This window comes from Geodermatophilus sp. SYSU D00705, assembly GCF_054050135.1.
On record NZ_JBJGYT010000041.1, the window covers coordinates 1 to 25479 of the forward strand.

Below are 25479 nucleotides of genomic sequence, written 5' to 3' on the forward strand. Positions count from 1 at the left end.
GGGCATGTTCGAGTTCGCCAACCGCCGGCTGGTCCGCACCGCCGGGGCGAAGAAGGCCAAGCCGGCCGACGCCGCGGCCGCCGGCTGACCCCGTCGTGGCCCGGGCCCTGTCGCGACGGGGCCCGGGCCGCCGTCGAGGGCGCCGACGCCGGGGCGGCTTGGGAGCGCCGGGTGGCCGCCGCCGTCGCCGTCCTGCTGGGGGCTGACTCGCGCAGGGCACACTGGGGGCCGTGACGCAGGTCTGGACGACGCCGCACCGTGCGACCCCCGTGGACGCCGTCGTGGCCCTGCCCGGCTCCAAGTCGCTGACCGCCCGCGCCCTGGTGCTGGCCGCCCTCGCGGACGGCCCGGGCCGGCTGGTGCGCCCGCTGCGCGCCCGCGACACCGACCTCATGGCCGCCGCCCTGCGCGCGCTGGGGGTGCCGGTCTCCGATGACGGTGACGACTGGCTGGTCACCCCCGGGGAGCTGCGCGGCCCGGCCGAGGTCGACGCCGGGCTGGCCGGCACCGTGCTGCGCTTCCTGCCGCCGGTCGCGGCGCTGGCCACCGGTCCGGTCCGGGTGGACGGCGACCCACGGCTGCACGAGCGGCCCAACGCCGGCCTGATCGCGGCGCTGCGCGACCTCGGCGTCGAGATCGACGACGGCGGCCGCGGGCGGGCGCCGTTCACCGTGCACGGCACCGGGCGGGTGCGCGGCGGCGCGGTGACCGTCGACGCGAGCGAGTCCTCGCAGATCGTCTCCGGCCTGCTGCTGGCCGCCGCCCGCTTCGACGAGGGCCTCGACCTCGCCCTCGCCGGCGGGCTGCCGTCGATGCCGCACGTGGAGATGACCGTGGCGTCCCTGCGGGAGCGCGGCGTCGAGGTCGCGGCCACCGACCGCGGGTGGCGGGTCTCCCCCGGCCCGATCGCCGCCCGCGACGAGGTGCTCGAGCCCGACCTGTCCAACGCCGCCCCGTTCCTCGCGGCGGCGCTGGTGACCGGCGGGCGGGTCACGGTCCGCGACTGGCCGGAGGCCACCACGCAGCCGGGCGGGCAGCTGGACCGGCTGCTGACCGAGATGGGCGCGTCGGTCACGCGGACCGGCGACGGCCTGCAGGTCAGCGGGGGCGGCCGCATCGCGCCACTGGTCGCCGACCTGGGCGAGGTCGGCGAGCTCACCCCGGTGCTGGCCGCGCTGTGCGCCCTGGCCGACGGCCCCTCCCGGCTGACCGGCATCGGGCACCTGCGCGGGCACGAGACCGACCGGCTGCAGGCCCTCGACGAGGTGCTCAGCGCGGTCGGGGCGACGGTGGAACAGCTGCCCGACGGGCTGGTCGTCACCCCCGGCCCGCGGCGGCCCGCCCGCCTGGACTCCTACGCCGACCACCGCATGGTGCACGCCGCGGCCGTGCTCGGACTGGCGATCGACGGGGTCGAGGCCGCCGACCCGGGAGCGGTGACCAAGACCCTCCCCGACTTCGTCGAGCGGTGGACCACGATGCTCGGAGCCGAGCGCTGAGCCGCCGGCACGACCGCCGGTCCGACGAGGACGACATCCGGGTCCGGCCGAGCCGCCGCGGCTCGCGACCGCGGACCCGCACGCGCCCCACCCACGACGACGCCGTCCCGGGGCTCGTGGTCGCCGTCGACCGGGGCCGCATGACGGTGCGCGTCGACGGCGCGGACGGCGGGCCGCTGGAGGTCACCGCGATGCGCGCCCGGGAGCTGGGCCGGCACGGGGTGGTCGTCGGCGACCGGGTGCGGCTGGTGGGCGACACCAGCGGGCGCACCGACACCCTGGCCCGCATCGTCGTCATCGAGGAGCGGACGACGTCGCTGCGGCGCACCGCCGACGACACCGACCCCACCGAGCGGGTCGTGGTGGCCAACGCCGACCAGCTTGTGGTCGTCACCGCCGTCACCGACCCGGAGCCGGCGCTGGGCTTCCTCGACCGCTGCCTGGTGGCCGCCTACGCCGGCGGGCTCGAGCCGCTGCTGTGCCTCACCAAGACCGACCTGGCCAGCCCGCAGCCGCTGCTGGACCGCTACGCGGGCCTGGACGTCGACGCCGTCCCGATGTCGCGGGAGACGCCGCTGGACGGGCTGCTGGACCGCCTCGACGGGCGGATGAGCGTGCTGGTCGGCCAGTCCGGTGTCGGCAAGTCGACACTGGTCAACCGGCTGGTGCCCGACGCGTTCCGGGCCACCGGCGAGGTGACCAAGGTCGGCAAGGGGCGGCACACGTCGTCCTCGGCGGTGCTGCTGGACCTGCCCGGCGGCGGCACCGTCATCGACACCCCCGGCATCCGCTCGTTCGGGCTCGCGCACGTCACCGCGGAGGACGTCGTGGCCGCGTTCGACGACGTCGCCGAGGCCGCCGTCGACTGCCCGCCCGGCTGCGGGCACACCGCCGCGGACCCCGACTGCGTGCTGGACGCGTGGGCCGACGCCGGCCCCCCGGCCCGCCGTGAGCGGCTGGAGAGCCTGCGCCGGCTGCTGGACGCCGTCGGCCAGCTCGGCCCCGGCTACTGACGCGGGGTCAGGCGAAGAGCCGGTCGTCCATCGGCTCGTCGACAGCCTCGATGCGGAGGTCGTGCCCGTCACCGGCCCAGGTGCCGTCCAGCGCCTCGGTCAGCACGCAGACGCCGGTCCGCACGTCGAGCCGGACCCGGTGCCGCGTCGGGTACTCGGCGCCCTCCTGCGGGGCGCCCCACTCGAGCTCGTCGATGCGCCGGTCGCGCAGCAGCGAGCAGCACGCGCAGCGCGGTTCGTAGGCCGGCGTCGTCCGGACCACCGCCTCCCACGCCGGCCGCCCGCCGTGCTCGACCTCCGTGACACGGTCGACCTCCAGCCCGGCCGGACCCGGGGCGCCGGTCGTGGCGTCGCGCCCGTCGGCGAGCTCCACCGGGTCGAGCAGGGCCACCCACTCGTAGCTCTGGTACATCGGGTCGTCGTAGGACAGCTCGCGCGGCCGCTCGGCGACCAGCCCGTCGCCCCGCAGCACCGGCGCCGGGCCCTCGGCCGGCCAGGGCAGCGTCAGGATCCGCCCGCCGTCCGCGGTGAGGACGCCGACCTGCCGCCGCTGTTCCCGCACCACCTGCAGCAGGCCGCCGTCGACCGCCTCCACGCGCAGCGCGTCGGGCCGGCGCACCCACGCCCGCACCGGCCCGCCCACCCGCCACCGGCGCAGGGTGAACCGCAGCGTCGTCCAACGCCACGGCGACGAGCGGGCCAGGGCGCGGAGGTCGTCGGCGTCGGGCACGCGCGCAGTGTGGGCTGCGATCGCCGTGCGGACCAGCGGATTCGCGGCCCCGTCCAGAGGCTCGCCGCGAGCCCGCGAGCGGTGAGGAGTACGGGGTCCTGCTAGACGTCGACCCAGCCGCCGCTGCGCCAGTAGAGGCCCGCCTCCCGGGTGAGCAGGCCCTCGTCGACCAGGTAGCGGCGCAGCGCGGCGGTGTCGGGGTGCCAGACGGCGAGCAGCGCGTTGACCTCCCGCTCCGGGTAGCGGACGCCGACCTCGAACACCCGAACCAGGTGCTCGAGCACCACCCGCCGCTTGCTGTGCTGGGCCGGGATGGAGACCAGCCGCCCGTCGCGCACGAACGCCGACAGCACCGCGTGCTCCGCCGGGTCGTCCGACAGCGGCTCGGGCGGCGGCGCGGACTCCGCGGCGGCCCGGGCGGCTGCACCGAAGCGGTCGGTCAGCAGCTCGAGGTCGTGCCGGTCGCGGCGGACCAGGCCGGCGCGGGCCAGCCGGCGGGCGGCGAGGGCGACGTCCTTGAGGGAGAGCCCGGTGGCCTGCGCGACCTCCTCGATGGTCCCGGCGCCGAGGGCGAGCGCGGCGACCACCTTGAGGCGGGCCGGGTCGGCGAGCAGCCCGGCGATCGTCGCGGCGTCCACGTCCCGACGGTATCCGCGCTTCCCCGGGGCGGGGCGCGGGTAGCCCGGGGGCATGGTGAGCCCCATCGACATCCAGAAGGCCCTCAAGGGCATGGACTACCCGGCCACGAAGGAGCAGATCCTCGAGCACGCCAAGGGCAGCGACGAGGACGTGCTGGGGGCGCTGCAGAAGATCGAGGACCGCGAGTACGAGGGGCCCAGCGGGGTCAGCTCCGCGGTGTTCGACTGAGCGCCCGCTAGGTTCGGTGCCCATGACACCGGGCCGGGACTACACGGGTGACATGCACCTGGCGCACGTGCTCGCCGACCAGGCCGACTCGATCAGCCTCGATCGCTTCCGTGCGCTGGACCTCCAGGTCGACACCAAGCCGGACCTGACGCCGGTCACCGACGCCGACCGGGCGGTCGAGGAGCAGCTGCGCATCACGCTGGCCCGCGCGCGCACCCGCGACGCGGTGCTCGGCGAGGAGATGGGCGTGACCGGCCACGGGCCGCGGCGCTGGGTGCTCGACCCGATCGACGGGACGAAGAACTTCGTCCGCGGGGTGCCGGTGTGGGCGACGCTGATCGCGCTGTTCGACGGCGACGAGCCGGTGGTCGGGCTGGTCTCGGCACCGGCGCTCAACCGGCGCTGGTGGGCGGCGAAGGGCGTCGGCGCCTGGACGGGCCGGCGGCTGGAGTCGGCCACCCGCTGCACCGTCTCGCAGGTGACCTCGCTGCCCGACGCGAGCCTGTCGTACTCGAGCCTGTCGGGCTGGGAGGAGCGCGGCCTGCTCGGCGGCTTCCTCGACCTCACCCGGTCGGTGTGGCGGACCCGCGCCTACGGCGACTTCTGGAGCTACGTGCTGCTGGCGGAGGGGGCGGTGGACGTCGCCTGCGAGCCGGAGGTCTCACTGTGGGACCTCGCGGCGCTCGACGTCATCGTGCGGGAGGCCGGGGGCCGGTTCACCGACCTGACCGGGGTGCCCGGTCCGGCCGGTGGCAGCGCGCTGGCGACCAACGGCGCGCTGCACGACGCCGCGCTCGGCCTGCTCCGCCCCTCCTCCTGAGGCGCCCCGGCCGGGCCCACCGCGGGCCCGGCCGAGGTGACGTACTGGAACGGCCACCCTCCAGGGGCCCGCGCCGAGCCTGCGAGGCGTGGGGAGGAGGGTGGTCCTTCTTCAGTGGCCGACGCCCCAGCCGCGGTCGCCGCCGCTGGACCCGCGGCCGCCCTGGAACCTGCGGCGCGCCTCCTCGATCTTGGCGCGGGTCTTCGGGTCGTTGGCGAACTGCTGGGCCTTCGCGGTGGCCTGCTGGATGACCTCCCGGCCCTTGGGCGTGTTGGCGAACTGGGTGAGCTTGGTGAACAGCGACGCCATGTCGCGATCTCCTCCTCGGCACTCGGTGTGGACTCTCCCGGTCAACGGGTGGTGCCCCGCCGCCGTTCCGCTCACCCCCCGCGCCAGCGGCGGGCAGCCGCCCGCAGCTCCGGGCCGGGCCGCGGCTCGACCAGGAGGCCGGGCTCCCGCCGCGGAGCCACCTCCACCCCGGTCCCGACACCCGCGAGGAGGGCGGCTCCCACGGCCGACGCGCTCCGGATCGGCAGGTACCGCACCGGCTCCCCGAGGACGTCGGCGACCAGCTGGGAGACCACCGGCGACCGCCCGCCGCCCCCGGTGAGCACGACCGGCCCCTCGCCGCCCAGCAGCTCCGCCGCCGCGCCCATCGCGAACACCACGCCCTCGACGGCCGCCCGGGCGAGGTCGGCGCGGGTGGTGCCGGCCGACAGCCCCGTCCAGCTCCCGCGGTCGGCCGGACCGGCGATCCCCCCGCGCTCGCCGGTGAGGAACGGCTTGAAGACCACTCCCCCGGCGCCGGCCGGCACGGCTGCCGCGGCGTCGAACAGCGCCGCGCCGGGCAGCCCGAGCACCTGGCCAGCCCATGTCCAGGCCAGCCCGCCGTTCTGCAGCGCCGCCATCGCGTACCAGCCGTCGCCGACGTCGGCGTAGCAGTGCACCGGCGGGTCGGCGGCGGGCGCGGGTGTGCCCCGGGGCTGGAGCACCTGGACCCCGGTGCCGAGGTTGACCTGGCGGGCGGCGCCGGTGCCCACGGCCAGCAGCGCCAGCGGGGTGTCCGCGCCGCCCACCACCACCGGCACCTCGCCGACCGGGAGGCCGGCGGTGCCCACGACCTCGGCGGAGGGGCGCACCGCGGGCAACCGGCCGGGGTCGATCCCGGCCGCGGCGGTCGCGGCGGCCGACCAGCCGTCGGCGACGACGTCCCACAGCAGCGTGCCGGAGGCGTCGCTGCGGTCGGTGACCCCCGGGTCGGCGTCGGGCACGAGCGTGGCGCGCACGGCGTCCTTGGGCAGCAGCACCGCGGCGGCCCGCGCCACGAGCCCGGGCCGGTGCACCGCCAGCCAGGCGAGCACCGGGCCGGTCATGCCGGGCACCAGCGGGTTGGCCAGCGCGGCGCGGGCGTCGTCCGGCAGCGCGCGCCAGCGGGCCACCTCGGCGACGGCCCGGGAGTCGGGCCAGAGCACCGCCGGGGCCAGCGGCACGCCGGCCTCGTCCACCAGGACGACGCCGTGCATCTGCCCCGACAGGCCCAGCCCCGCCACCCGGCGGCCGGCCAGCGCAGGGGCGACCTGGGCGAGCGCGTCGTCCAGGGCGCGCCGCCACAGCGCCGGGTCGGTCTCCGCCCACCCGGGACGCGGGCGGTCCACGTCGTAGCCGGACTCCCCCTCCGCGACCACCGCCCCCGACTCGTCGAGCGCCACGAGCTTCAGCCCGCTCGTGCCGATGTCGGCACCGAACAGGACGGCGTTCACCGCGGCCGGTGGGCGGAACCGCCGCTGCGGCCGTTCCGGTCGGCGAGCAGCCCGGCCAGCGTGCTCAGGGCGATCTCCGGCGGCGTCCGGGAGCCGATGTCCAGGCCGATCGGCCGGTGCACGCGCGCCACCTCCTCCGGCGCCACGCCGAGGGCGGCCAGGGCGGCGACGTGCGGCCCCTCGTGCCGCGGGTTGCCCATCACGCCCACCCAGCGCACCGGGCGGGCCAGCGCGTCGCGGAGCACCTCGCCCAGCTCGGGCCGGTGGTGGTCGGTGACGACGACGTCGGCGTCGGCGAGGTCGACGTCCAGCCCGGCGAAGCCGGGGACGTCGCCGCCGCGGGCCGGGTCCGGGTCGAGGAGCACCGTGCGGAAGCCGAGTTCGGGGGCCCACCGCCGGAGCACCTCGGCCACCGGGGAGGCGAAGACGGCGACCAGCAGCCGCCCGGTCTGCTCGCCGGCCGGGGCGCCGTGGGCGACCCCGCAGTTCGGGTCGGGCGCGCTGCCACCCGGCTCGACCCCGACCCCGTTCCGCTCCTCGGTCGCCGGCGCTCCCTGCGATGCTCGCGCGGGCGTCGTCATCGCGCGGCCCGCTCCGGGCTGTCGCCGTAGGCGTAGGACGCGTCGGCGTACCGGCTGCCCTCGGCCACGCCCGGTGGGGCGATCGCCGACAGCCGGGCCAGCTCGTCGTCCGACAGCTCGACGGCGGCCGCGCCGACGTTCTCCTCGAGGTAGGAGCGCCGCTTGGTGCCGGGGATCGGGACGACGTCCCCGCCCTGCGCCAGCACCCACGCCAGCGCCAGCTGGCCGGCCGTGCAGCCCTTCTCCGCCGCCATGGCCCGGACCGCCTCGACCAGCCGGAGGTTGGCGGCGAAGGCGTCGCCGGTGAAGCGCGGGTGGCCGCGCCGGAAGTCGTCCTCGGCGAAGTCCTCGGGGCTGGTGATCGCGCCGGTGAGGAAGCCGCGGCCCAGCGGGCTGAACGGCACGATCCCGATCCCGTGCTCGCGGGCCACGCCCAGCACCTCACCCTCGAGGTCGCGGGTCCACAGCGACCACTCGCTCTGCAGTGCGGCGATCGGGTGGACGGCGACCGCGCGGCGGATCGAGGCGGCGCTGGCCTCGGACAGGCCCAGGTGGCGGACCTTGCCCTGCTGCACCAGCTCGGCCATCGCGCCGACGGTGTCCTCGATCGGCACCTCCGGGTCGACCCGGTGCTGGTAGTAGAGGTCGATCACGTCGACCCGGAGCCGGCGCAGGCTCGCCTCGGCGCGGGCCCGCACGTTCTCCGGGCGGCCGTCGATGACCATGCGGCCGTCCTGACGCGAGATGGAGAACTTGGTGGCCAGGTGCACCTCGTCGCGCCGCGCGGCGATCGCCTCGCCGACGAGCTCCTCGTTGTGCCCGTCGCCGTACACGTCGGAGGTGTCGAGGAAGGTGACGCCGAGGTCCAGCGCGCGGTGGATGGTGGCGACCGACTCGTCGCGGTCGGCGGCTCCGTAGCTCTGGCTCATCCCCATGCAGCCGAGGCCGAGGGTGGAGACAACCAGGCCGTCGCGGCCGAGCGGGCGGGTTCCGACAGGGTGGGAGGAGGTCACCCGCGCATCCTCGCCCCGCGGGTTCTTCGACCGCCACCGCCCCGTCGCGGTCCCGCTACGAGAGCAGCACCGGCAGCCGCTCCAGGCCGTGGACGATGACGCTGCGCCGGTGCCGCAGCTCCTCCGCCGGCACGGCCAGGCGCAGGCCGGGGAACCGGTCGAGCAGCCAGCGCAGGGCCACCTCCCCCTCCAGCCGCGCCAGCGGGGCACCGAGGCAGAAGTGCAGCCCGTGGCCGAAGGCCAGGTGGCCACCGGCGTCGCGGTCGGGGTCGAGCAGCTCCGGCCGGTCGAAGCGGGCCGGGTCGCGGTTGGCCGCTCCCACCGAGAGCGTCACCACCGACCCGGCGGGGATCGTGGTGCCGGAGTACTCGACGTCCTCGGCGGCGAAGCGCAGCGGGGCGTTGTGCACCGGGCCGTCCCAGCGGAGGAACTCCTCGATCGCCGCGGGGATCCGCTCCGGGTCGCTCCGCAGGTGCTCCCGCAGCGCCGCGTCGGTGGCGATCCCCAGCACCGCGTTGCCGATGAGGTTGGCGGTGGTCTCGTGCCCGGCGATGAGCAGCAGCACGCCCATCGCGACGACCTCCTCGGTGCTCAGCTGGTCGCCGGACTCGGAGACCTCGGCCAGGGCCGAGATCAGGGCGCCGTCCGGGGACCGCCGCTTGGCCTCGACGAGGTCGTACAGGTACCGCGCCAGGCCGGCGGTGGCCTGCTGCTCGTCGGCGTCGTCGCGGTCGTCGACCAGCGCCCGCGACCAGGGGCCGAAGGCGCCGCGGTCGGCCTCGGGCACCCCGAGCAGCTCGCAGATCACGGCCATGGGCAGCGGCACCGCATAGCCGGCCAGCAGGTCGACCGGCTCCCCGGTGGGCAGCCCGTCGAGCAGCCCGGCGGCCAGCGCCTCGATGCGCGGCCGCAGCTCGGCGGTGCGCCGCGGGGTGAACGCGCGGGCGACCAGCCGCCGCAGCCGCGTGTGGTCCGGCGGGTCCAGCAGGATCATCATCGAGCCGAACGGCCCCGGCAGGCGCGGGGCCCGCGCACGGAGCTCCGGCGGCAGGGTCGCCCGGTGGTCCTTGACCAGCCGGGGATCGGTGAACGCGGCGCGCACGTCGTCGTAGCGGGTGATCAGCCACGTGCTGCCGCCCCGCGGCAGCGCCACCTGCCGCACCGGGGCCTGCGCCCGCAGCCGCTCGTAGGCCGGGTACGGGTCCCGCCAGAACGAGCCCTCGAACACCGAGTCGTCGACCGTCGTCACCCCGCGCCCCCTGCCCCAGCCGGCTCCCCCGCCCAGCGTCGGCGCCGCGGTCCGGCGCGACAAGACGGAACGGGGGTGTCGCCGTCCCTCACCCCCGCGACAGGCCGTCGATCCGCGCCATCTCGTCGTCGGTCAGGGTGAGACCGCCGATCGCCAGGTTGGCGCGGATCCGCTCCGGCGTGGCCGACCGGGGGATGACGACGACGCCGTGCTGCACGTGCCAGCGCAGCACCACCTGCGCCGGGGTCACGCCGTGCGCGTCGGCGACCTCCCGCAGCACCGGGTCCCCGAGGTCGGTGTTCTTGAACGGGCTGTAGCCCTCGAGGACGATCCCGCGCTCCCGGTGCCCCGCCTCGACCGCCGCGTCGTACCGCGCCGGCGCCCAGCTGACCTGGTTCACCTGCGGCGTCACGCCGGTCGCCCGCGTCAGCCGGTCGACCTGGACGAGGGAGTGGTTGCTGACCCCGATCGCCCGGGCCCGGCCGGCCTCGCGGGCGGCGACGAAGCGCTCCCACACGCCCTCGCCGCCACCGTCGATCGGCCAGTGGACGAGCCACAGGTCGACGGCGTCGACCCCGAGCGCGTCCAGCGACGCCGACAGTGTCCGGTCGGGGCGGCCGGCGTCCCTCGGCTGCAGCTTGGTGGTCACGAAGACCTCGTCCCGGTCGAGGCCGGAGTCGCGCAGCGCCCGCCCGACCTCGGCCTCGTTGCGGTACATCGTCGCGGTGTCCAGGTGCCGGTAGCCGGCGTCCAGAGCGGTGCGGACGGCGTCGTAGCAGGTCGGCCCGGTCAGCTGCCACGTGCCGAAGCCGACCAGTGGCATGCGGCGGCCGTCGGCGAGCGGCACGGCGGGGACGGTCTCGGTCATGCCGGGCCGATGCCCCCGACCGCGCCGGACGACACCCGGTACGGGCGCCGTCAGTCGCCGAGCTGCTGCTGGATCGCGGCCATGTCGATCCAGGCGCTCTCCCGGCTGATCCGGCCGTCCCGGAAGTCGAAGACGTGCAGGAACCGGACCCGTACCGGCCGCCCCCGACCGTCGAACCCGAACGGCCGTCCCACGGCCGTCGCGTGCAGGAGCGACTCGTCGGCGACGTGGTCGGGCCCGTACCACCGCCGGACGGGCTCGAACCGGTCGATCCGCAGGTCGGCGAACAGGTCCCGGTAGAACTCCGCGATCCGGTCGGTGCCGTGGAGCGGTCCACCGGGACGGCCGACGACGTCGTGCTCGGCGTCGGCCGCGAAACCGGCGACGAGCGAGTCGAGATCGGCGGTCTCCTCGGCCCGGTAGTGACCGTCCACCAGCTCGTCCATCAGTGCCCTGGTCATGACGGCGGTGGCGGGTGGAGTGGACATGGCGCCCTCCGGTTCACGGCCCCCGTGGCGGTGTCAGGACACTGACATGGTGGCCCCGCCGGCACGGTCCGGGCGGCTCCCCGTGCGCCGCGACGAGCGTGCTCGCCCGGACGGCGGCGGGGCCGGCCGGAACCCGTCGGCGGTCTGATGGGATGGGTGCGTCGAGGTGCCGGTGGACGGCGCCCGCCGAGGAGGGCCCCGTGCAGTACGCCGAGTCCGTCATCGACCTGGTCGGCAACACCCCGCTGGTGCGGCTGACCTCGGTCACCCGCGACCTGGGTCCCGACGCCCCGCTCGTGCTCGCCAAGGTCGAGTACCTCAACCCCGGCGGCTCGGTGAAGGACCGCATCGCGGTGCGCATGGTCGACGCCGCCGAAGCGAGCGGCGCCCTGCAGCCGGGCGGCACGATCGTCGAGCCGACCAGCGGCAACACCGGCATCGGCCTGGCGCTGGTGGCCCAGCAGCGCGGCTACCGGTGCGTGTTCGTGTGCCCCGACAAGGTGGGCCAGGAGAAGATCAACGTGCTGAGGGCCTACGGCGCGGAGGTCGTCGTCTGCCCCACCGCCGTGGACCCGGCCGACCCGCGCTCCTACTACTCGGTGTCCGACCGGCTCACCCGCGAGACGCCCGGCGGGTGGAAGCCGGACCAGTACTCCAACCCCGCGAACCCGCAGTCCCACTACGAGACGACCGGCCCGGAGATCTGGGCGCAGACCGAGGGGCGGATCACCCACTTCGTCACCGGCATGGGCACCGGCGGCACGATCAGCGGCACCGGGCGCTACCTCAAGGAGGCCTCCGGCGGGCGGGTGCGGGTCATCGGCGCCGACCCGGAGGGGTCGGTCTACTCCGGCGGCACCGGCCGGCCGTACCTGGTCGAGGGCGTCGGCGAGGACTTCTGGCCGTCGACGTACGACCGCACCATCGCCGACGAGGTGATCGCCGTCAGCGACGGCGACTCGTTCGCGATGACCCGGCGGCTGGCCCGCGAGGAGGGGCTGCTGGTCGGCGGCTCCTGCGGGATGGCCGTGGTCGCCGCCCTGCGCGCGGCCGAGCACCTGACCCGGGACGACGTCCTCGTCGTCCTCCTCCCCGACGGCGGCCGCGGCTACCTCGGCAAGATCTTCAGCGACGAGTGGATGGCCGACTACGGCTTCCTCGACGCCACCGGCGGCGAGGAGACGGTGGGCGAGCTGCTGCGCGCCAAGTCCGGGGAGACGCCGACGCTGGTGCACACCCACCCCAACGAGACCGTCCGCGAGGCGATCGACATCCTCCGCGAGTACGGCGTCAGCCAGCTGCCGGTCGTGCGCGCCGAGCCGCCGGTGACCGCCGGCGAGGTGGTCGGGTCCGTCGACGAGAAGACCCTGCTCGACGCTCTCTTCGAGGGCCGGGCCCGGCTCGGCGACCGGGTGGAGCGGCACATGTCGGCGCCGCTGCCCATCATCGGCTCGGGCGAGCCGGTCAACGCCGCGGTGGCCGCGCTGGGCTCCGCGGACGCCCTGCTGGTCCACGTCGACGGCAAGCCGGCCGGCGTCGTCACCCGGCAGGACGTGCTCGGGCACCTGGCCGGCCTCGCGCCTACGGTCGGCGCATGAGTCGCGAGGACGACGCCCGAGCGAGCACCGCAGCGAGCGCCGGCGAGCGAGGAGCGGAACGAGGTCGGAGTCGAGCCATGGGTACGACCCCCGGCTTCAACACCCGTGCGATCCACGCCGGGCAGGAACCCGACCCGGCCACCGGGGCGGTCATCGTCCCCGTGCACCTGACGACCACCTACAAGCAGGACGGCGTCGGCGGGCTGCGCGGCGGCTACGAGTACAGCCGCAGCGGCAACCCGACCCGGACCGCGCTGCAGGAGGCCCTGGCCGCGCTGGAGCAGGGCACCGTGGGCCTGGCCTTCGCCTCGGGCCTGGCCGCCGAGGACACCCTGCTGCGCACGGTCTGCGAACCCGGCAGCCACGTCGTCCTCGGCGGGGACGCCTACGGGGGCACGTACCGGCTGATCTCGAAGGTGGCCTCGCGCTGGGGCGTCGAGCACACCCCGGCCGACCTCAACGACGTCGACGCGCTGCGGGCGGCGATCCGGCCCACCACGCGGGTGGTCTGGTGCGAGACCCCGACCAACCCGCTGCTCAACATCGCCGACATCGCCCTGGTGGCCGAGGTCGCGCACGAGGCCGGCGCGCTGCTCGTCGTCGACAACACCTTCGCCTCGCCGTACCTGCAGCAGCCGCTCACCCTCGGGGCCGACGTCGTCGTGCACTCGACGACCAAGTACCTGGGCGGGCACTCCGACGTCGTCGGCGGCGCGCTGGTCGTCGGGGAGGACGCGGACCTCGCCGAGCGACTGGCCTTCTCCCACAACGCGATGGGCGCCGTGGCGGGCCCGTTCGACTCGTGGCTGGTGCTGCGCGGCCTCAAGACCCTCGGCGTGCGCATGGACCGCCACCAGGCCAACGCCGCCCGCATCGCCGAGTTCCTGCTGGGCTCGGACGCCGTCACCTCGGTGCTCTACCCGGGCCTGCCCGACCACCCCGGCCACGACATCGCCGCCAAGCAGATGTCCGGCTCCGGCGGGATGCTGTCGTTCCGGCTGGCCGGGGGCGAGGAGGCGGCGCTGCGGGTCTGCGAGCGGGCGCGGGTGTTCACCCTCGCCGAGTCGCTGGGCGGGGTGGAGTCGCTCATCGAGCACCCCGGCCGGATGACCCACGCCAGCGCCGCCGGCTCACCCCTCGAGGTGCCGGCGGACCTGGTGCGGCTGTCGGTCGGCATCGAGGACGTCGAGGACCTGCTGGCCGACCTGGAACAGGCCCTCACCTGAGGAGGGACCCCGTCGACCCCGGCCACCCACCCGAGGAGGATGCAGTCGTGAGCACCACCGAGAGCGCCGTCGACCTGGCCGCCGTCGCGCAGGAGCGCGACCGCATCCGCGCGGCCCACCTGCGTCCGGCCGGCGAGCGGCCGGCGTCCACCGCCCGCGGGCTGCACCACACCGCGCTGATCAGCAGCGACGTCGAGCGGACCGTCCGCTTCTACCAGGACGTCCTGGGCTTCCCGCTGACCGAGCTGATCGAGAACCGCGACTACCCCGGGTCGTCGCACTTCTTCTTCGACATCGGCAACGGCAACCTCATCGCGTTCTTCGACTTCCCCGGCCTCGACGTCGGCCCGTACGCCGAGGTGCTCGGCGGTCTGCACCACATGGCCATCAGCGTCGAGCCCGCGCGCTGGGAGGAACTGGTGCAGCGGCTCACCGACGCCGGGGTGGAGCACGTCGTGCACAGCGGCGTCTCGGTCTACTTCCGCGACCCCGACGGCGCCCGCATCGAGCTCATCGCCGACCCGCTGGGCGAGATGTACGGACACCACGTCCTGTAGCGGTGCCCCGCGTCACGACGGCTGGTCGACCAGGTCGGCGTACTCGGGGTGCCGCTCGATCCAGCCGCGGATGAACGGGCAGCGCGGCACGGCCCGCAGCCCGCGCGACCGGACGTCGTCCAGCGCGCCGCGGGCCAGGGTGCCGCCCACGCCGCTGCCGCCCTGGTCGGGGTCGACCTCGGTGTGGGTGAACACCACCTGGTCGCCGTGGCGCCGGTAGGCGGCCAGGCCGAGGACGCGGTCCCCGTCCCGGACCTCGTAGCGGTCGGCTCCCGGGTTGTCCCGGACGGTCAGCTCCATGGTCGCGGCAACCCGTCCCCGCCCGGCACTGTTCCGCCGATCAGTCGTCGTCGGCCAACGCCAGGGCCCGGGTCGGGCACTGGGCGACGGCCTCCCGGACGTCGGACTCCTCGTCCGCACCCGGTTGCGGCCGCAGCACCGTGACGACGCCGTCGTCCCCGACCTCGAAGACCGCGGGCGCGAGGGCCTCGCAGGTGCCCGAGCCCACGCAGCGCTCGAGGTCGGCCGTGACCCGCATCAGCCGACCGCCGCCAGCCGCGCGGGCAGCCGCTTGATGCCGTTGACGAAGGAGGAGCGCAGCCGGTCCGGCTCGCCGGTCACCTCCAGGTCGGGCAGCTGGTCGAACAGCGCGCGGAAGGTGACGGCGAGCTCGCGCCGCGCCAGGTGCGCCCCCAGGCAGAAGTGCGGCCCCTTCGAGCCGAAGCCGACGTGCGGGTTGGGATCGCGGCCCAGGTCGAAGACCTCAGGGTCGGCGAACACCTCCGGGTCCCGGTTGGCCGAGCCGTAGAAGAGCAGGAACTTGTCGCCGGCGGCGAACCGGTGGCCGTTGACCTCGCCGTCCCGGGTGGCGGTGCGCCGCATCCAGGTGACCGGGCTGGTCCAGCGCACGACCTCCTCGACGGCGGTGCGGTCCAGGCCGGCGTCGGCCATCCAGCGCGCCCGCTGGTCGGGGTGCTCGTGCAGCGCGAGGACGCCCTGGGAGATGGCGTTGCGGGTGGTCTCGTTGCCGGCGACCAGCAGCAGGATGAAGAACGACGCGATCTCCTGGTGCGAGAGCTTCTCGCCGTCCACCTCGGTGGTCACCAGCGCGGTGGTGAGGTCCTGGCGGGGGTGGGCGAGCCGCTCGGCGGCCAGCCGCTCCATGAGCCCGGCCAGCTCCATCCCGGCGAGCAGGAAGGCGTTGAGCGGGTCGTCCTGGTCCTCGATGAGGTCAGGGTCCCCGCCGGACAGGATGATGTTCGACTGCGCCAGCACGCTCGCGCGGTGCTCCTCGGGGATGCCCAGCATGTCGCAGATGACCCGCAGCGGGATCGGCGCGGCGATGTCGGCGACGACGTCGATCGCCCCGCCGTGGGCCGCCGCCGTCCGCCGGGCCGCGGCGAGGACGTCGTCGACGACGGCGCGCACCGAGTCGAGCACCTGCTCGAGCATGCGCGGGGTGAACGTCTTCGACACGATCCGGCGGATCTTGGCGTGCCGGGGGTCGTCCATGCTGATCAGCGACCCGTAGAACTCGTTGAGGTCGGCCGGGATGTCCTGGATCGAGACCGCCCCCTGCCCGGAGCAGAAGACCGCCGGCCGGGAGCTGATCGCCTCGACGTCGGCGTAGCGGGTGACCGCGGTGTAGCCGGGGCCCACCGGCAGCATCGGCATGACCGGTTCGGCGTAGAAGGCCCACGGCCGCTCGCGGCGGAGCGCGGCGAACGTCGCGTGGCGGACCGACGGCGGGCCCGCCCACCACTCCCGGTCGGACAGGTCGACGGCGTCCAGGTCGACGGGAACGGGTGGCACGGTCTCGACGGACACGGAGCGCCCTCCTCACGGACGGTCAGCGGTGACCGGAACGCTAGAGAGACGCAGGGGTGAGGCACAACACAACCCGGGCCCGGCGTTGGAACGGCAGAGGGCCCGGCCACCGTGGTGACCGGGCCCTCTGCGAGGAGTAGCGGGGACAGGATTCGAACCTGTGACCTCTGGGTTATGAGCCCAGCGAGCTACCGAGCTGCTCCACCCCGCGTCGCACCTCCACCATACACGCCCACCGGAACGGCGTCGGACGCCCCCTCCGGTACGCGCGCGCCTCACGCTCCGCTTCTGTCCGGACACCTACAGTCGCGCCCGTGGCGGCGGAGGTGGCGACCAGCAGCTTCCGCGGCGACCCGCAGCCGGTGGAGGTCTTCCACGCCGGCCACTGGTTCCCCGGTGACCTGCTGGGCTGGCGGTTCGACGAGACCGGCACGTGCCGCGTCCGCGTCTGCTGCGTCGTGGGTGGGCTCCGGCACACCGCCTGGACCGACCTCGCGCACCTGCGCCTGCCGACCGCGGCCGTCGTCCCGGCGCCCGCCGTCGAGGCCGTCGTCCCGGTCTCCCCTCCGGTGCCCGTGCCGCGGACCGCTCCTGGGATCGCGTCCGGCCGGGCACGGCCGACGGCGGACGGCGACACCGGCCGGCATCCGCTGCTGCCGGGGGCCGACCGGCACCCGGCGCCGCCGGCCGTCCCGCGCCCCCGCCGCGCCGGGCTCGTCGAGTGGGTGACCGCGGCCGGCTGAGCCTGGTCGTGGTCGGCTAGGAACCGACCGCGAGGGATCGCCCGGTCGTGTCCACCGCGCCGGCTCGCCTGCCCGCGGTCCGCTGTCGCCTGAGCTGGACCGCCTTGTCGACCGCGACGACGGACGGCGCGATGAGGGAGAGGCCGATCACGGTCAACCACTGCCCGCCGGTCAGCGACGTGGTGTCGAGCAGGCGCTCGAGCATGTCGAGTTCCACGGCCGCCCACGTGAGGGCCCAGCCGCAGACGATCCAGCCGAGGTACGGGAAGACCGGCGACGACCACGGCGCCTCCCGCTCCCGCCGCATCACCAGCCCGATGTTGACCGCGCTGAGCGACACGACCGCGAAGGCCATCGTCATGGACGCCGACGCCTGCTCGGTGCTGGGCTCGTCCGGCCCCCAGGCGAGCACGGCCAGGCCGCACGCGGCGACGATGAACCCGGTGACCACCCGGCGGACGACCTGAGGGGGGTTGACGATCTTCGTGCCCGGCGCGCGCGGCGGCCGCTGCATGACGCCGGGATCCGGGACGTCGACGATGAACCCGATCACCACGGTGATGACGACAAAGAACTTCGCGAACAGCAACTGGAGCGGGAAGAGCGCGACGCCCTGGTTGATGTCGAGGATCGTCGCCAACACCATGAGCTGCAGCACCGACGAGAGGATCGTCGGCGCGGCCGGGCCGGCTCCCGTCGTGGAGCGCGGCGCCGAGCTGCAGCCGGCCGGCGGTGAGCTGGGCGATGCCGGCCGGCTTCCAGCGGCCGAGGGTGGTCACGCCGGGGCCGAGGTCAGGTCGTGGCTGGTGCTGCCACGGCGCGGAGCGCACGAGTGTCTCCGGTTGCGATGGGCGGCGCCGGGCCGCGTGACCCAGGAGCACGTTGCGAGGCGGGTCGCGCGGTGGACTCGCCCATGGTGCGGGACTGCTCAGCGGACGGGTCCCTGTGCACCGACGATGCTGCGGAGAACGGGGCGCGTGCCGGGCATGAGTTCACCGGCAGGTGCGCCCCGGACTCGGATGGCCCTCTGTCGCCTGCCGGTGGCGGTGTCTGTACCCCGGCGCCTGCGGGTCCAACCTCCGGTCCGCCGGTGCCACCGGCGTCCTCGAGCTGCAGGGCAGATGCGAGGGCGAGACCAGATGAGACAGTGCTGGCGGGCGCCGTCCACGAGCTGCGCACGCCCGGTGACCGGCAGCCGGTGCTCGAGGCGGCGGATGCGGATGCGGGTGCTTACGGGGTTCATCGTGATCGTCCACCGCCCGAACGGCGGGTGCGGGAGCAGCTCGAGGTCGCGTGTGGTGACCCACGGCGCGCGACCGCGCGCCTGCGGTGGAGGGACGGGCGGAACGGGGTGCACGGTGGCTTCTGCCACCGGGGCGCGCGCCCCGTTCGCCGGAGCGAACGCTCACCAGTCGGGCAGTTCTCGATCGACGTCGGCCGCGGGGCGCGCCCACGGCATCGTCCACGCGCCCTGACCAGAACACCAGGACTCAGCGGAGGACCGGCCGGGATGCCGTCGCCTCCGGCTCGGTCGGAGCGGTCCGACCATCACCGGAGCGGCATCGGCGCCGGGCTGCGGACGGACGTGTCCATGAAAGATGACGCGCAACCCCGCCTGGTGAGAGACAGAGGCCCTCACCGGGCCGCGGCGCCTCACCGGGCGGGGCCCCAGAGCCTCCAGCCCGTCGCCCAACGCCGACCTGCTGTACCGGCGGGCGGCCGTCGCCGACCACGCCGGCCTGCGCGCCATCGGGCGCGCCTACCGCCGGGCGCTGCGGCCCGACCGCGGATCACTCTGCGCGGCGCCTCGCCGGCCCTGCGCGGCGCCCTGAGCCAGTTGCACCTGGACCACCACGTCTGGGCGGGCGACGGCGACTGGACCCGGACGAGCGCGAGATGTCCTGACCCGAACGACCGTTGTGCCGGCCGTCAACCCGGCATCCCGGCGGTCCCCACGGTCGACGGCTCCGCAACGGGGGTACTACGAGTCGGTCGCCGGTGTCAGTTCTGTGGCGAGGCCCGGGCGGTTCGGGGTGATCCGCCGTCCGATGGTGAGCACGGCCACGGCGGCGAGGGAGACGACCGGCACGAGTCGCAGCGCGGTCGGCAGCCCGAACCGGTCGGCCAGCGCTCCGGTGACCACCGGGCCGGCGGTCAGGCCGATGAGGTTGTTGGCCAGGGCGAGCATGCCCAACGCGCTGGCCCGGATCGACGCGGGTGTCAGCTCCGCGACCAGGGCGCCGGCCGGGCCGGAGGTGCCGGCGGCGAAGAAGACCCCGGCGCCGATGAGGGCCAGTTCCGCCGGCCCGGCGGGCACGGAGAAGCCGCCGCCGAGCAGGGCCAGCGAGGCCACTGCGTAGCCGATCGCGGTGGTCCAGCGGCGCAGCGGCCGGGTGCGGGCGAGCCGGTCGGTGAGCGCTCCGCAGCCGATCATCCCGACGCCCAGGAGTAGCAGCAGGCCGGCGGCGAGCATGGCGGCGGTCGCCGCGGGGAGCGCGTAGCTGCGGTTGAGGTAGCTGGGCAGCCAGGCCAGCAGGGAGCCGGCGACGAACAGTTGCAGGCCGTTGCCGAGGTAGGTGCACAGCACCGCGGGCGGGGACAGCACCGCCGACAGCGGCGCACGCAACCGAGCCCCGGGCAGGACGTCGCCCGCGTCGGGCACGGTGTGCCGGGCGAGCTTGTCGTCGGTGACCAGCATCTGGAACAGGACGAGGAGCACGAGGCCGAGCACGGCCATCGCCGCGACGGCCCACCGCCAGCCGAACCGGGAGGCCAGGGCGCCTCCGAGGGCGATGCCGAGCACGGCGCCGAACGCGGCGCCGGCGGTGAACGCCCCGGACAACGTCGCGCGACGGTGGGCAGGGAAGAGGGCGAGCACGACGGCGAGGCCGACGCTGCCGTATGCCGCCTCGCCGACGCCGACGAGTACCCGGGCGGCGAGCAGTTGCCCGTAGTCGGCGGCGAGCGCCGAGCCCAGGGTGGCCAGGCTCCACAACCCGGCCATCGCCAGGATGGCGCGGCGACGGCCGAGTCGGTCGCCGAGCACCGACAGCGGAACGGTGAGCAGCGCGACGGTGAGCGCGACGACGCTGCTCAGCGCGCCGAGCTGGGTGTCGGTCAGCGCCCATTGCGCCTTGAGGAACGGGAACACCGCGGCCAGCACCTGCCGGCACATGAAGTCCGACAGCAGCAGCGCGAACGCCAGCGCGAAGACCAGCCAGGGGTAGTGCGCCCGGGTCGCCCCGGGGACCGGCGGGTCGGCGCCGGCGTCAGGCACGGTCGTCGCTCCCGTGCTGCAGCCGCAGGGTCGATGCGGGCCCGGCGCGGCCGCGCTGGCGCCACTCGGTCGCGGTGGTGCCGAAGTGGCTGCGGAACCACACGGAGAACGCACTGGGCGCGGCGAAGCCCAGCAGATGGGCGATCTCGGTCAGCGAGTAGGCGTCGGTGCCCAGGTACCGCTCGGCCCACCCGGCGCGGATGTCGGTCACGATCGCCGAGAAGCTCTCTCCCTCTTCGGCCAGGTGCCGGTGCAGGGTGCGGGGTGGGACGTGCAGGGCGCGGCTGACGTGCGCCAGGGAACACCGCCCGGTCGGCAGCAGGACTTCCACCATCGAGCGGACCTGCGCGGTCGGGGTCGCCGGAGGTGGTGGGAGCACGGTGTCCAGCAGGCGGCGGGCGTAGGGTCGCAACACCGGATCGGCGGTCACCGTCGGCAGGTCCAGATCCCCGGCCGGGAAGACCACGCCGGTGAACGGCTGGTCGAAGCGCAGGCCCGGGCCGAACACCTGCCGGAACACGGCGAGGTCGGCCGGCGGACGGTGCGCGATGAGGACGGACAGCGGTTGCCAGTCGGCGCGCACCAGGGAGCGCAGCACGCCGAGCAGGTTGGCCACGGTCAGGTCCATGCTCTGGCGGACCGGTACCGGCGCCCCGAACTCCAGCCAGACCTGCACCGTGGCCAGCCCGTCGGCCTCCAGCAGCCGCAGGTCGAGGATGCCGCTGTAGGCCTGCTCGTAGCGGATCAGCAGGTCCAGGGCGCTGCGGAGATCGGGCTCTTCGCGCAGCACCACGCTGAGCGGGCCCAGCGCTGAGAGCCGCCGGCGGCCGGAGAGCCGGACGGCGAAGTCCTCGACGCCGGACTCCGCAGCCGAGCGCTCCAGCAGCCGGGCGACCGGGACGGCGGGGATCCACTTGTCCTGCTCGGCCAGGTCGGCGATGTCCAGCCCCGCGTCGGTCATCAGCCGTGCCGGGTCCAGTCCGACGGAGCGAGCGAGCTCCGGGTAGCCGGTCAGCGCGGCGTAGCGCACGAAACGGTCCATGTGAGCTCCTTCCTCTGCGCCCGGTGGCCAGGATGCGGAAGAGGCCGACCACATCCGTGAAGCGTCTTCGGCTGCGGATTTCTAGCGTGACGGCACCTGGAGCCGCGGCGACCGTACCGGTCGCCCGGCCCCGCGGGGTGCTGCAGAAGTCCGTCGCAACGGACCGGGAGCGGCCGGGTGCGGTGCGACCGTGGGGAACGGAGCGCCGCCATGCCCGACCCGCCCGCTGCCGAATCCGACGGCGCACGCCACGACGGAAGGCCGGTCCTGTCTGCCCGGGAGCTCGATGCGCTGCGCCTGCTCGCCGCCGGCCGATCGACCGCGCAGATGGCCGTGGCCATGTCGATCTCCACGAACACGGTCCGCGCCCGCATCCACCACCTCTGCGCCAAGCTGGACGTCACCAACCGGCAGCAGGTGGTGCCGCGAGCCCGAGACCTCGGACTGCTCTGACCGAGCCCACCCGAGGACCCGATCCCCGGCCACCGACCGAGGGTGTCCGCTCCGAGGACCAACGGCCCTGTGTCGAGACAGATTGGTTGTGGTCAAGATGACCGCGCACCGCCCGGCAGGCGAGTCACCCGAGAAGCGGCCCGTCGCATCGCCCGTCCGGCCCGACCGGCAGTGGAGCAGACCGATGTTCCAGGCGACTGCGGAGACCCTCCAGGCACGCCGCTCCCGGCCCGAGCACAGCGCCCCGGACTGGACCGGGACGGTCCTGCTGGACAAGTTGAGCCCACCGCCGCTGGGCTTTCCGCCGCTGCCCCGGCCGCGGCTGCTGCAGGCGCTGACCCGCGGGGTGGCCAGCACGCCGGTGACACTGCTGTCCGGCCCCGCCGGTTCGGGAAAGACGGTGCTCGCGGCCACGTGGATGCGCGCGCAGCAGGGCCGCCGCCTGGCATGGCTGTCGGTGGACGCCGGTGACGACGACGCGGCCGTCTTCCCGCCCCATCTCCTGGCGGCGCTGCGGCAGGCCGGGCTGGCCCTTCCGGACCTTCCGGCGCGGGGCTCCGGCGCCCCCGCCGCGGGGGCCTGGCCGACGGGCCTGGCCGCGGCGCTGGCCGCGCAGCCGGAGCCGGTGGTGCTCATCCTCGACAACGCCGACAACCTCACCGCCCGCGAGCTCACCGGCGCCCTGGACCTGCTCGTGCGGCACACCGGTGCGCGGCTGCGGCTGGTGCTGTGCGCCCGCGCCGATCCGCTGCTGCCACTGCACCGCTACCGGCTCGACGACCGGCTCACCGAGATCCGCACCGACGACCTCGCCTTCACCGCCGAGGAGACCGGCGAGCTGCTGGCATCTCTCGGCGCCCCGGTGGCCGCCGATGTGGCCGCGGCGCTGCAGCGGGGAACCGAGGGCTGGGCGGCCGCGCTCCGACTGGCCGCCGCCCCGCTCACCCAGGGCATGGACCCCGACCGGCTACTCGCCTCGCTCGCCGCCGACGATGGCAGCGTCGCCCAGTACCTGGTCGCCGAGGTCCTCGAGCACCAGCCGACCGCGGTGCGCCGGTTCCTGCTGCGGGTCAGCGCCACCCGCGAGCTGTGGCCGGAACTGGTCGACTCCCTCGCCGGCCGGCCCGGCGGCGGCCGCATCCTCGCAGGGCTGGCCGCGGAACACGCCTTCGTCGAGCGCGCCGCCGGCGCCCCCGGCGGCTACCGCATCCACGCCCTGTTCCGCGAGCTGCTGCAGGGCCAGCTGGCCTACGAGGACCCGGTCGCGTTCGCCACCGGCCATCACCTCTGCGCGGACTGGTACGCCGCCGCGGGGCGCCTGGCGGTCGCGGTCGAGCACGCCCGCGCCGCCGGCGACCAGAAGTTGGCCGCCCGGCTGCTCATCGACGACCTCGCGGTCGGCCACCTGCTGACCCGCGGCTCCGCCCGCGGGGCTCCGCCGGTGAGCACGGGCGGGCCGGACGCTGCGGTGCTGCGGGCCGCGACTGCGCTCGCCGCGGATCGTCCGGCGGCGCTCCCCGATCTCACCGTCGCCGCGGCGGTCGCCGGCGATTCGGCTGCCCGCCCCGCCCTGCGCATCGGCGCGGCCGTCGTCTGCGCCGCCGCCGTGGCCGCCGGCCCGGTCGCCGATCGCGTGCGTGCGGCCGCCGTGACCGCTGAGTCCCTGATCGCGGCGCTGCCCGACGGACAGGCGCAGCGGCGAGCCGAGCTGACCGCCGTGCTCGCCTGCAGCCAGGCCATGGCGCTACTGCCCAGCGAGCTCCCCGAACGGGCGCTGCGTGAAGCCTTCGCGCGTGCTCTGGCAGCGGGCCGCGCCTGCGACGCACCCCGGCTGGTCGCTCGCTGCCTGGCCGACCTGGCGCTGCTCGAGGCGTTGGTCGGACGGCTGCGGCGCGCGACGAAGCTGGCCGCCGACTACGAGTCCCTCGCCGACGAAGGCCGTCTGCCGGAGTCGGACCGGGCCCCCGCTGCGGCCATCACCGCCGCCTGGGCCGCCGTGGACCGCCACGAACTCGCCACCGCCCGCCGCTGGCTGACCCGTGCCGCGCAACGGCGCCCGGACCCCCAGATCAGCAGCCCGTTGCTCGCCGTGCTGAACAGCCGGCTGCGTCGGGCCCGCGGCGAGCTCGACCCCGCCGAGCAAGCCCTCCAGCCGGCCCTGGACATCGTGGGGACCCCGGGCTGGGTGCGCGAGCACGTCCTCACCGAGGCCATCCGCATCCGCCTCGCCCGCCACGACGGGCCAGGCGCGCAGGGTCTGCTCGACCGCCTGCCGCCCGGCTCGCCGCGGCGCCGAGTGATGCGCGCCACCGCCACGGCCCTCGGGCTGTCCACCGTCGGCGAAGGCCTCGCGGCTCCCGGCGCGGCTGATGCCGGCGGCCCGCTGCCGCTGGGGCTCGCCGTCGAGGACGCCGTCGTCCGCGCTTGCCTGCTCGCCGCCGCCGGCGACACCGCCACCTCTCTCGCCACACTGGACAACGCCCTGCAGCTGGCCGAACCTGAGCGGCTGCGCCGGCCCTTCCTCGACGCGCCACCGCGGCTGCGTCCGCTGCTGCGCGCCCATCCGCCTCTTGCCACCGTGGGCGCCTGGCTCAACCCCACCGCACCGGCCATCCCCACACCCCGCCACCCGGCCGAGGCGACCACCGGGTCATCTGGTCCGGAGCCGCCCTCGGCGATCATCGGGGAGCTCAGCCCGCGAGAGCTGGAGGTCCTGCAGCTGCTCGCCGGGATGCTCTCCACCGCCGAGATCGCCGCCGCGCTCTTCATCTCCATCAACACTGTGCGCACCCACGTCCGCACCATCCTGCGCAAGCTCGGCGCGACCCGCCGCAACGAGGCCGTCCGACGGGCCCGCGAACTGCACCTGCTCGCACCCACCGCCGCGCCCCCCGGGCACGGCTCCGTCGGCGACCGCCGCGCGGAAGGGACGGCGACGTAGAAGATCCCGCCCCGCTCGTTCAGCCGATGGCGACGGGGATGTCATGGAGCTCCGGTCCGCGCGAAGGACGTCGCGACGGCCGCGCCGAGGCACGAGTGGAGGCGGAGACGGCGGTGCGGCGGTGTCGTGCCGGACAGCTCGCTCCATCGAGTCGTCGATGACGGCGCGTCGAGCCGGACGCGGCACGGGAGCGGTCCGGCCTCTCGCCGCTGGCCGCCGTGGTTCTCGGTGAGTCACCGGGAGGGCGGCGGTCCACGAGCGGCGGGAGGTCCGGGTCAGGGCCGGTGGTTGCGGCGTCGGATGGTGATGACTCCGGCGATGACCAGCAGCAGCGGCAGGATCAGGCCCCACATGAGCCAGCCGTTCATCGGTCGCCCTCCCTGTCGTGTGAGCAGGACGCCGGTGACGCGCCTGCTCGTGACTGTCAGCCTGCAGCGAACCTCCGCACGCGGCGTCACCCCACGAGGACGAAGACCCGCTCACCGCGATGAGAGCCACACCAGGCACCGACGTCCGGCTGATCCGGATCCGTGACGAGCGAGCCGCCGTTCCGGCCGGAATCGCCCTCCCCGGTGGGCTCGGGCCAGGCTGCCCGGCCGGTGCGCACCCGCGTGCGTGGCGGCCGGCAGAGATCCCTGCTCCCGTCGGGGCTGCAGAGGTGACACGCGGCCGACGCCCTGGCAACGCCCACACAGATGCCTGGGCATCGCCGGCGCACGAGCCGCCCGCACCGGGGCCGGAAACGGCACCGGCCCCTACCGCCAAGCGGTAGGGGCCGGTCCGAGACAGCGGAATCGCACGTCCGCGTAGTAGCGGGGGCAGGATTCGAACCTGCGACCTCTGGGTTATGAGCCCAGCGAGCTACCGAGCTGCTCCACCCCGCGTCGGTAGGACCAGCGTACCCCCTCGCCGGGAGTGGGTGCACCC

General features: G+C 75.3%; 26 protein-coding genes and 2 tRNA genes. 10 read left to right on the forward strand and 18 right to left on the reverse strand.

Translation table 11 applies throughout. The annotated features are described in order from the left end of the window. The first annotated feature begins 230 nt into the window (after positions 1–230). The gene (aroA, locus tag ACI78Q_RS21200; protein ID WP_456925439.1) at positions 231–1499 is read left to right on the forward strand and encodes a 3-phosphoshikimate 1-carboxyvinyltransferase; all 1269 of its coding nucleotides are present in this window, start codon (positions 231–233) and stop codon (positions 1497–1499) included. Positions 1500–1639: 140 nt separating this feature from the next. Beyond that, positions 1640–2512, forward strand: a complete 873-nt coding sequence (gene rsgA, locus ACI78Q_RS21205; protein WP_456925440.1) for a ribosome small subunit-dependent GTPase A — start codon at positions 1640–1642, stop codon at positions 2510–2512. Between the two features lie 7 nt (positions 2513–2519). Here rsgA and ACI78Q_RS21210 read toward each other — a convergent pair whose 3' ends face one another. Continuing rightward, positions 2520–3242: a hypothetical protein gene (locus ACI78Q_RS21210; RefSeq protein ID WP_456925441.1), complete on the reverse strand. Its 723-nt coding sequence runs from the start codon at positions 3240–3242 to the stop codon at positions 2520–2522. A 101-nt stretch (positions 3243–3343) separates the two neighbouring features. Next, positions 3344–3880 (reverse strand): DUF2087 domain-containing protein, encoded by a 537-nt coding sequence (locus ACI78Q_RS21215; RefSeq protein WP_456925442.1) that lies wholly within the window; start codon positions 3878–3880, stop codon positions 3344–3346. Between the two features lie 52 nt (positions 3881–3932). Between ACI78Q_RS21215 and ACI78Q_RS21220 the strand changes: the two genes are divergently transcribed. After that, positions 3933–4109 carry a DUF2795 domain-containing protein gene (locus tag ACI78Q_RS21220; RefSeq protein WP_456925443.1) on the forward strand — a complete coding sequence of 59 codons (177 nt, stop codon included), beginning with the start codon at positions 3933–3935 and terminating at the stop codon, positions 4107–4109. A 22-nt stretch (positions 4110–4131) separates the two neighbouring features. Next, on the forward strand, positions 4132–4929 hold the full coding sequence (hisN, locus tag ACI78Q_RS21225) for a histidinol-phosphatase (RefSeq protein ID WP_456925444.1): 798 nt from the start codon (positions 4132–4134) through the stop codon (positions 4927–4929). A gap of 111 nt (positions 4930–5040) precedes the next feature. Here hisN and ACI78Q_RS21230 read toward each other — a convergent pair whose 3' ends face one another. The 7 genes from ACI78Q_RS21230 to ACI78Q_RS21260 form a co-directional block, all read right to left on the reverse strand. After that, a complete protein-coding gene (locus ACI78Q_RS21230) occupies positions 5041–5238 on the reverse strand; it encodes a hypothetical protein (RefSeq protein WP_456925445.1) in 198 nt (65 codons plus the stop codon). 71 nt (positions 5239–5309) lie between these two features. Next, a complete protein-coding gene (locus ACI78Q_RS21235) occupies positions 5310–6689 on the reverse strand; it encodes an FGGY family carbohydrate kinase (RefSeq protein WP_456925446.1) in 1380 nt (459 codons plus the stop codon). Beyond that, on the reverse strand, positions 6686–7270 hold the full coding sequence (locus ACI78Q_RS21240) for an XdhC family protein (protein WP_456925447.1): 585 nt from the start codon (positions 7268–7270) through the stop codon (positions 6686–6688). The genes ACI78Q_RS21235 and ACI78Q_RS21240 overlap by 4 nt, the downstream gene beginning before the upstream one ends. Then, complete coding sequence (locus ACI78Q_RS21245) at positions 7267–8283, reverse strand: aldo/keto reductase (protein ID WP_456925448.1); 1017 nt, start codon at positions 8281–8283, stop codon at positions 7267–7269. Before ACI78Q_RS21245 ends, ACI78Q_RS21240 begins: the two co-directional genes overlap by 4 nt. A gap of 55 nt (positions 8284–8338) precedes the next feature. Next, positions 8339–9532 (reverse strand): cytochrome P450 family protein, encoded by a 1194-nt coding sequence (locus ACI78Q_RS21250; RefSeq protein ID WP_456925449.1) that lies wholly within the window; start codon positions 9530–9532, stop codon positions 8339–8341. An 88-nt stretch (positions 9533–9620) separates the two neighbouring features. Continuing rightward, positions 9621–10400, reverse strand: a complete 780-nt coding sequence (locus ACI78Q_RS21255; RefSeq protein WP_456925450.1) for an aldo/keto reductase — start codon at positions 10398–10400, stop codon at positions 9621–9623. A 50-nt stretch (positions 10401–10450) separates the two neighbouring features. Beyond that, on the reverse strand, positions 10451–10888 hold the full coding sequence (locus ACI78Q_RS21260) for a nuclear transport factor 2 family protein (protein WP_456925451.1): 438 nt from the start codon (positions 10886–10888) through the stop codon (positions 10451–10453). Between the two features lie 200 nt (positions 10889–11088). On the opposite strand from ACI78Q_RS21260, the gene ACI78Q_RS21265 reads away from it, so the two are divergent. The 3 genes from ACI78Q_RS21265 to ACI78Q_RS21275 all read left to right on the forward strand — a co-directional run bounded on the left by ACI78Q_RS21265 (position 11089) and on the right by ACI78Q_RS21275 (position 14269). Beyond that, entirely contained in the window at positions 11089–12486 is a 1398-nt protein-coding gene (locus tag ACI78Q_RS21265) for a cystathionine beta-synthase (RefSeq protein WP_456925452.1), read from the forward strand. Positions 12487–12563: 77 nt separating this feature from the next. Further along, complete coding sequence (locus ACI78Q_RS21270) at positions 12564–13712, forward strand: cystathionine gamma-synthase (protein ID WP_456925453.1); 1149 nt, start codon at positions 12564–12566, stop codon at positions 13710–13712. A 47-nt stretch (positions 13713–13759) separates the two neighbouring features. Continuing rightward, complete coding sequence (locus tag ACI78Q_RS21275) at positions 13760–14269, forward strand: VOC family protein (protein WP_456925454.1); 510 nt, start codon at positions 13760–13762, stop codon at positions 14267–14269. A gap of 12 nt (positions 14270–14281) precedes the next feature. Here ACI78Q_RS21275 and ACI78Q_RS21280 read toward each other — a convergent pair whose 3' ends face one another. From ACI78Q_RS21280 to ACI78Q_RS21295, 4 genes are all read right to left on the reverse strand, one after another. Then, complete coding sequence (locus ACI78Q_RS21280) at positions 14282–14569, reverse strand: GNAT family N-acetyltransferase (protein WP_456925455.1); 288 nt, start codon at positions 14567–14569, stop codon at positions 14282–14284. 40 nt (positions 14570–14609) lie between these two features. Then, positions 14610–14807: a ferredoxin gene (locus ACI78Q_RS21285; RefSeq protein WP_456925456.1), complete on the reverse strand. Its 198-nt coding sequence runs from the start codon at positions 14805–14807 to the stop codon at positions 14610–14612. Continuing rightward, positions 14807–16096, reverse strand: a complete 1290-nt coding sequence (locus ACI78Q_RS21290; protein ID WP_456925457.1) for a cytochrome P450 — start codon at positions 16094–16096, stop codon at positions 14807–14809. The genes ACI78Q_RS21285 and ACI78Q_RS21290 overlap by 1 nt, the downstream gene beginning before the upstream one ends. 137 nt (positions 16097–16233) lie before the next feature. Next, positions 16234–16307: transfer RNA gene (locus tag ACI78Q_RS21295), tRNA-Met, on the reverse strand. 103 nt (positions 16308–16410) lie between these two features. Here ACI78Q_RS21295 and ACI78Q_RS21300 point away from each other — a divergent pair. After that, positions 16411–16839, forward strand: a complete 429-nt coding sequence (locus ACI78Q_RS21300; protein WP_456925458.1) for a hypothetical protein — start codon at positions 16411–16413, stop codon at positions 16837–16839. 16 nt (positions 16840–16855) lie between these two features. Here ACI78Q_RS21300 and ACI78Q_RS21305 read toward each other — a convergent pair whose 3' ends face one another. The 3 genes from ACI78Q_RS21305 to ACI78Q_RS21315 form a co-directional block, all read right to left on the reverse strand. Next, on the reverse strand, positions 16856–17497 hold the full coding sequence (locus ACI78Q_RS21305) for a cation transporting ATPase C-terminal domain-containing protein (protein ID WP_456925459.1): 642 nt from the start codon (positions 17495–17497) through the stop codon (positions 16856–16858). A 1323-nt stretch (positions 17498–18820) separates the two neighbouring features. Beyond that, a complete protein-coding gene (locus ACI78Q_RS21310) occupies positions 18821–20116 on the reverse strand; it encodes an MFS transporter (protein WP_456925460.1) in 1296 nt (431 codons plus the stop codon). After that, positions 20109–21158: an AraC family transcriptional regulator gene (locus ACI78Q_RS21315; protein ID WP_456925461.1), complete on the reverse strand. Its 1050-nt coding sequence runs from the start codon at positions 21156–21158 to the stop codon at positions 20109–20111. Before ACI78Q_RS21315 ends, ACI78Q_RS21310 begins: the two co-directional genes overlap by 8 nt. Positions 21159–21368: 210 nt before the next feature. On the opposite strand from ACI78Q_RS21315, the gene ACI78Q_RS21320 reads away from it, so the two are divergent. Further along, entirely contained in the window at positions 21369–21611 is a 243-nt protein-coding gene (locus ACI78Q_RS21320) for a response regulator transcription factor (protein ID WP_456925462.1), read from the forward strand. Between the two features lie 184 nt (positions 21612–21795). Continuing rightward, the gene (locus ACI78Q_RS21325) at positions 21796–24552 is read left to right on the forward strand and encodes a LuxR C-terminal-related transcriptional regulator (protein ID WP_456925463.1); all 2757 of its coding nucleotides are present in this window, start codon (positions 21796–21798) and stop codon (positions 24550–24552) included. 275 nt (positions 24553–24827) lie between these two features. Here ACI78Q_RS21325 and ACI78Q_RS21330 read toward each other — a convergent pair whose 3' ends face one another. Further along, entirely contained in the window at positions 24828–24920 is a 93-nt protein-coding gene (locus ACI78Q_RS21330) for an LPXTG cell wall anchor domain-containing protein (protein WP_456925464.1), read from the reverse strand. 442 nt (positions 24921–25362) lie between these two features. Beyond that, positions 25363–25436 (reverse strand) — tRNA-Met (locus tag ACI78Q_RS21335). Between the last annotated feature and the right edge of the window lie 43 nt (positions 25437–25479).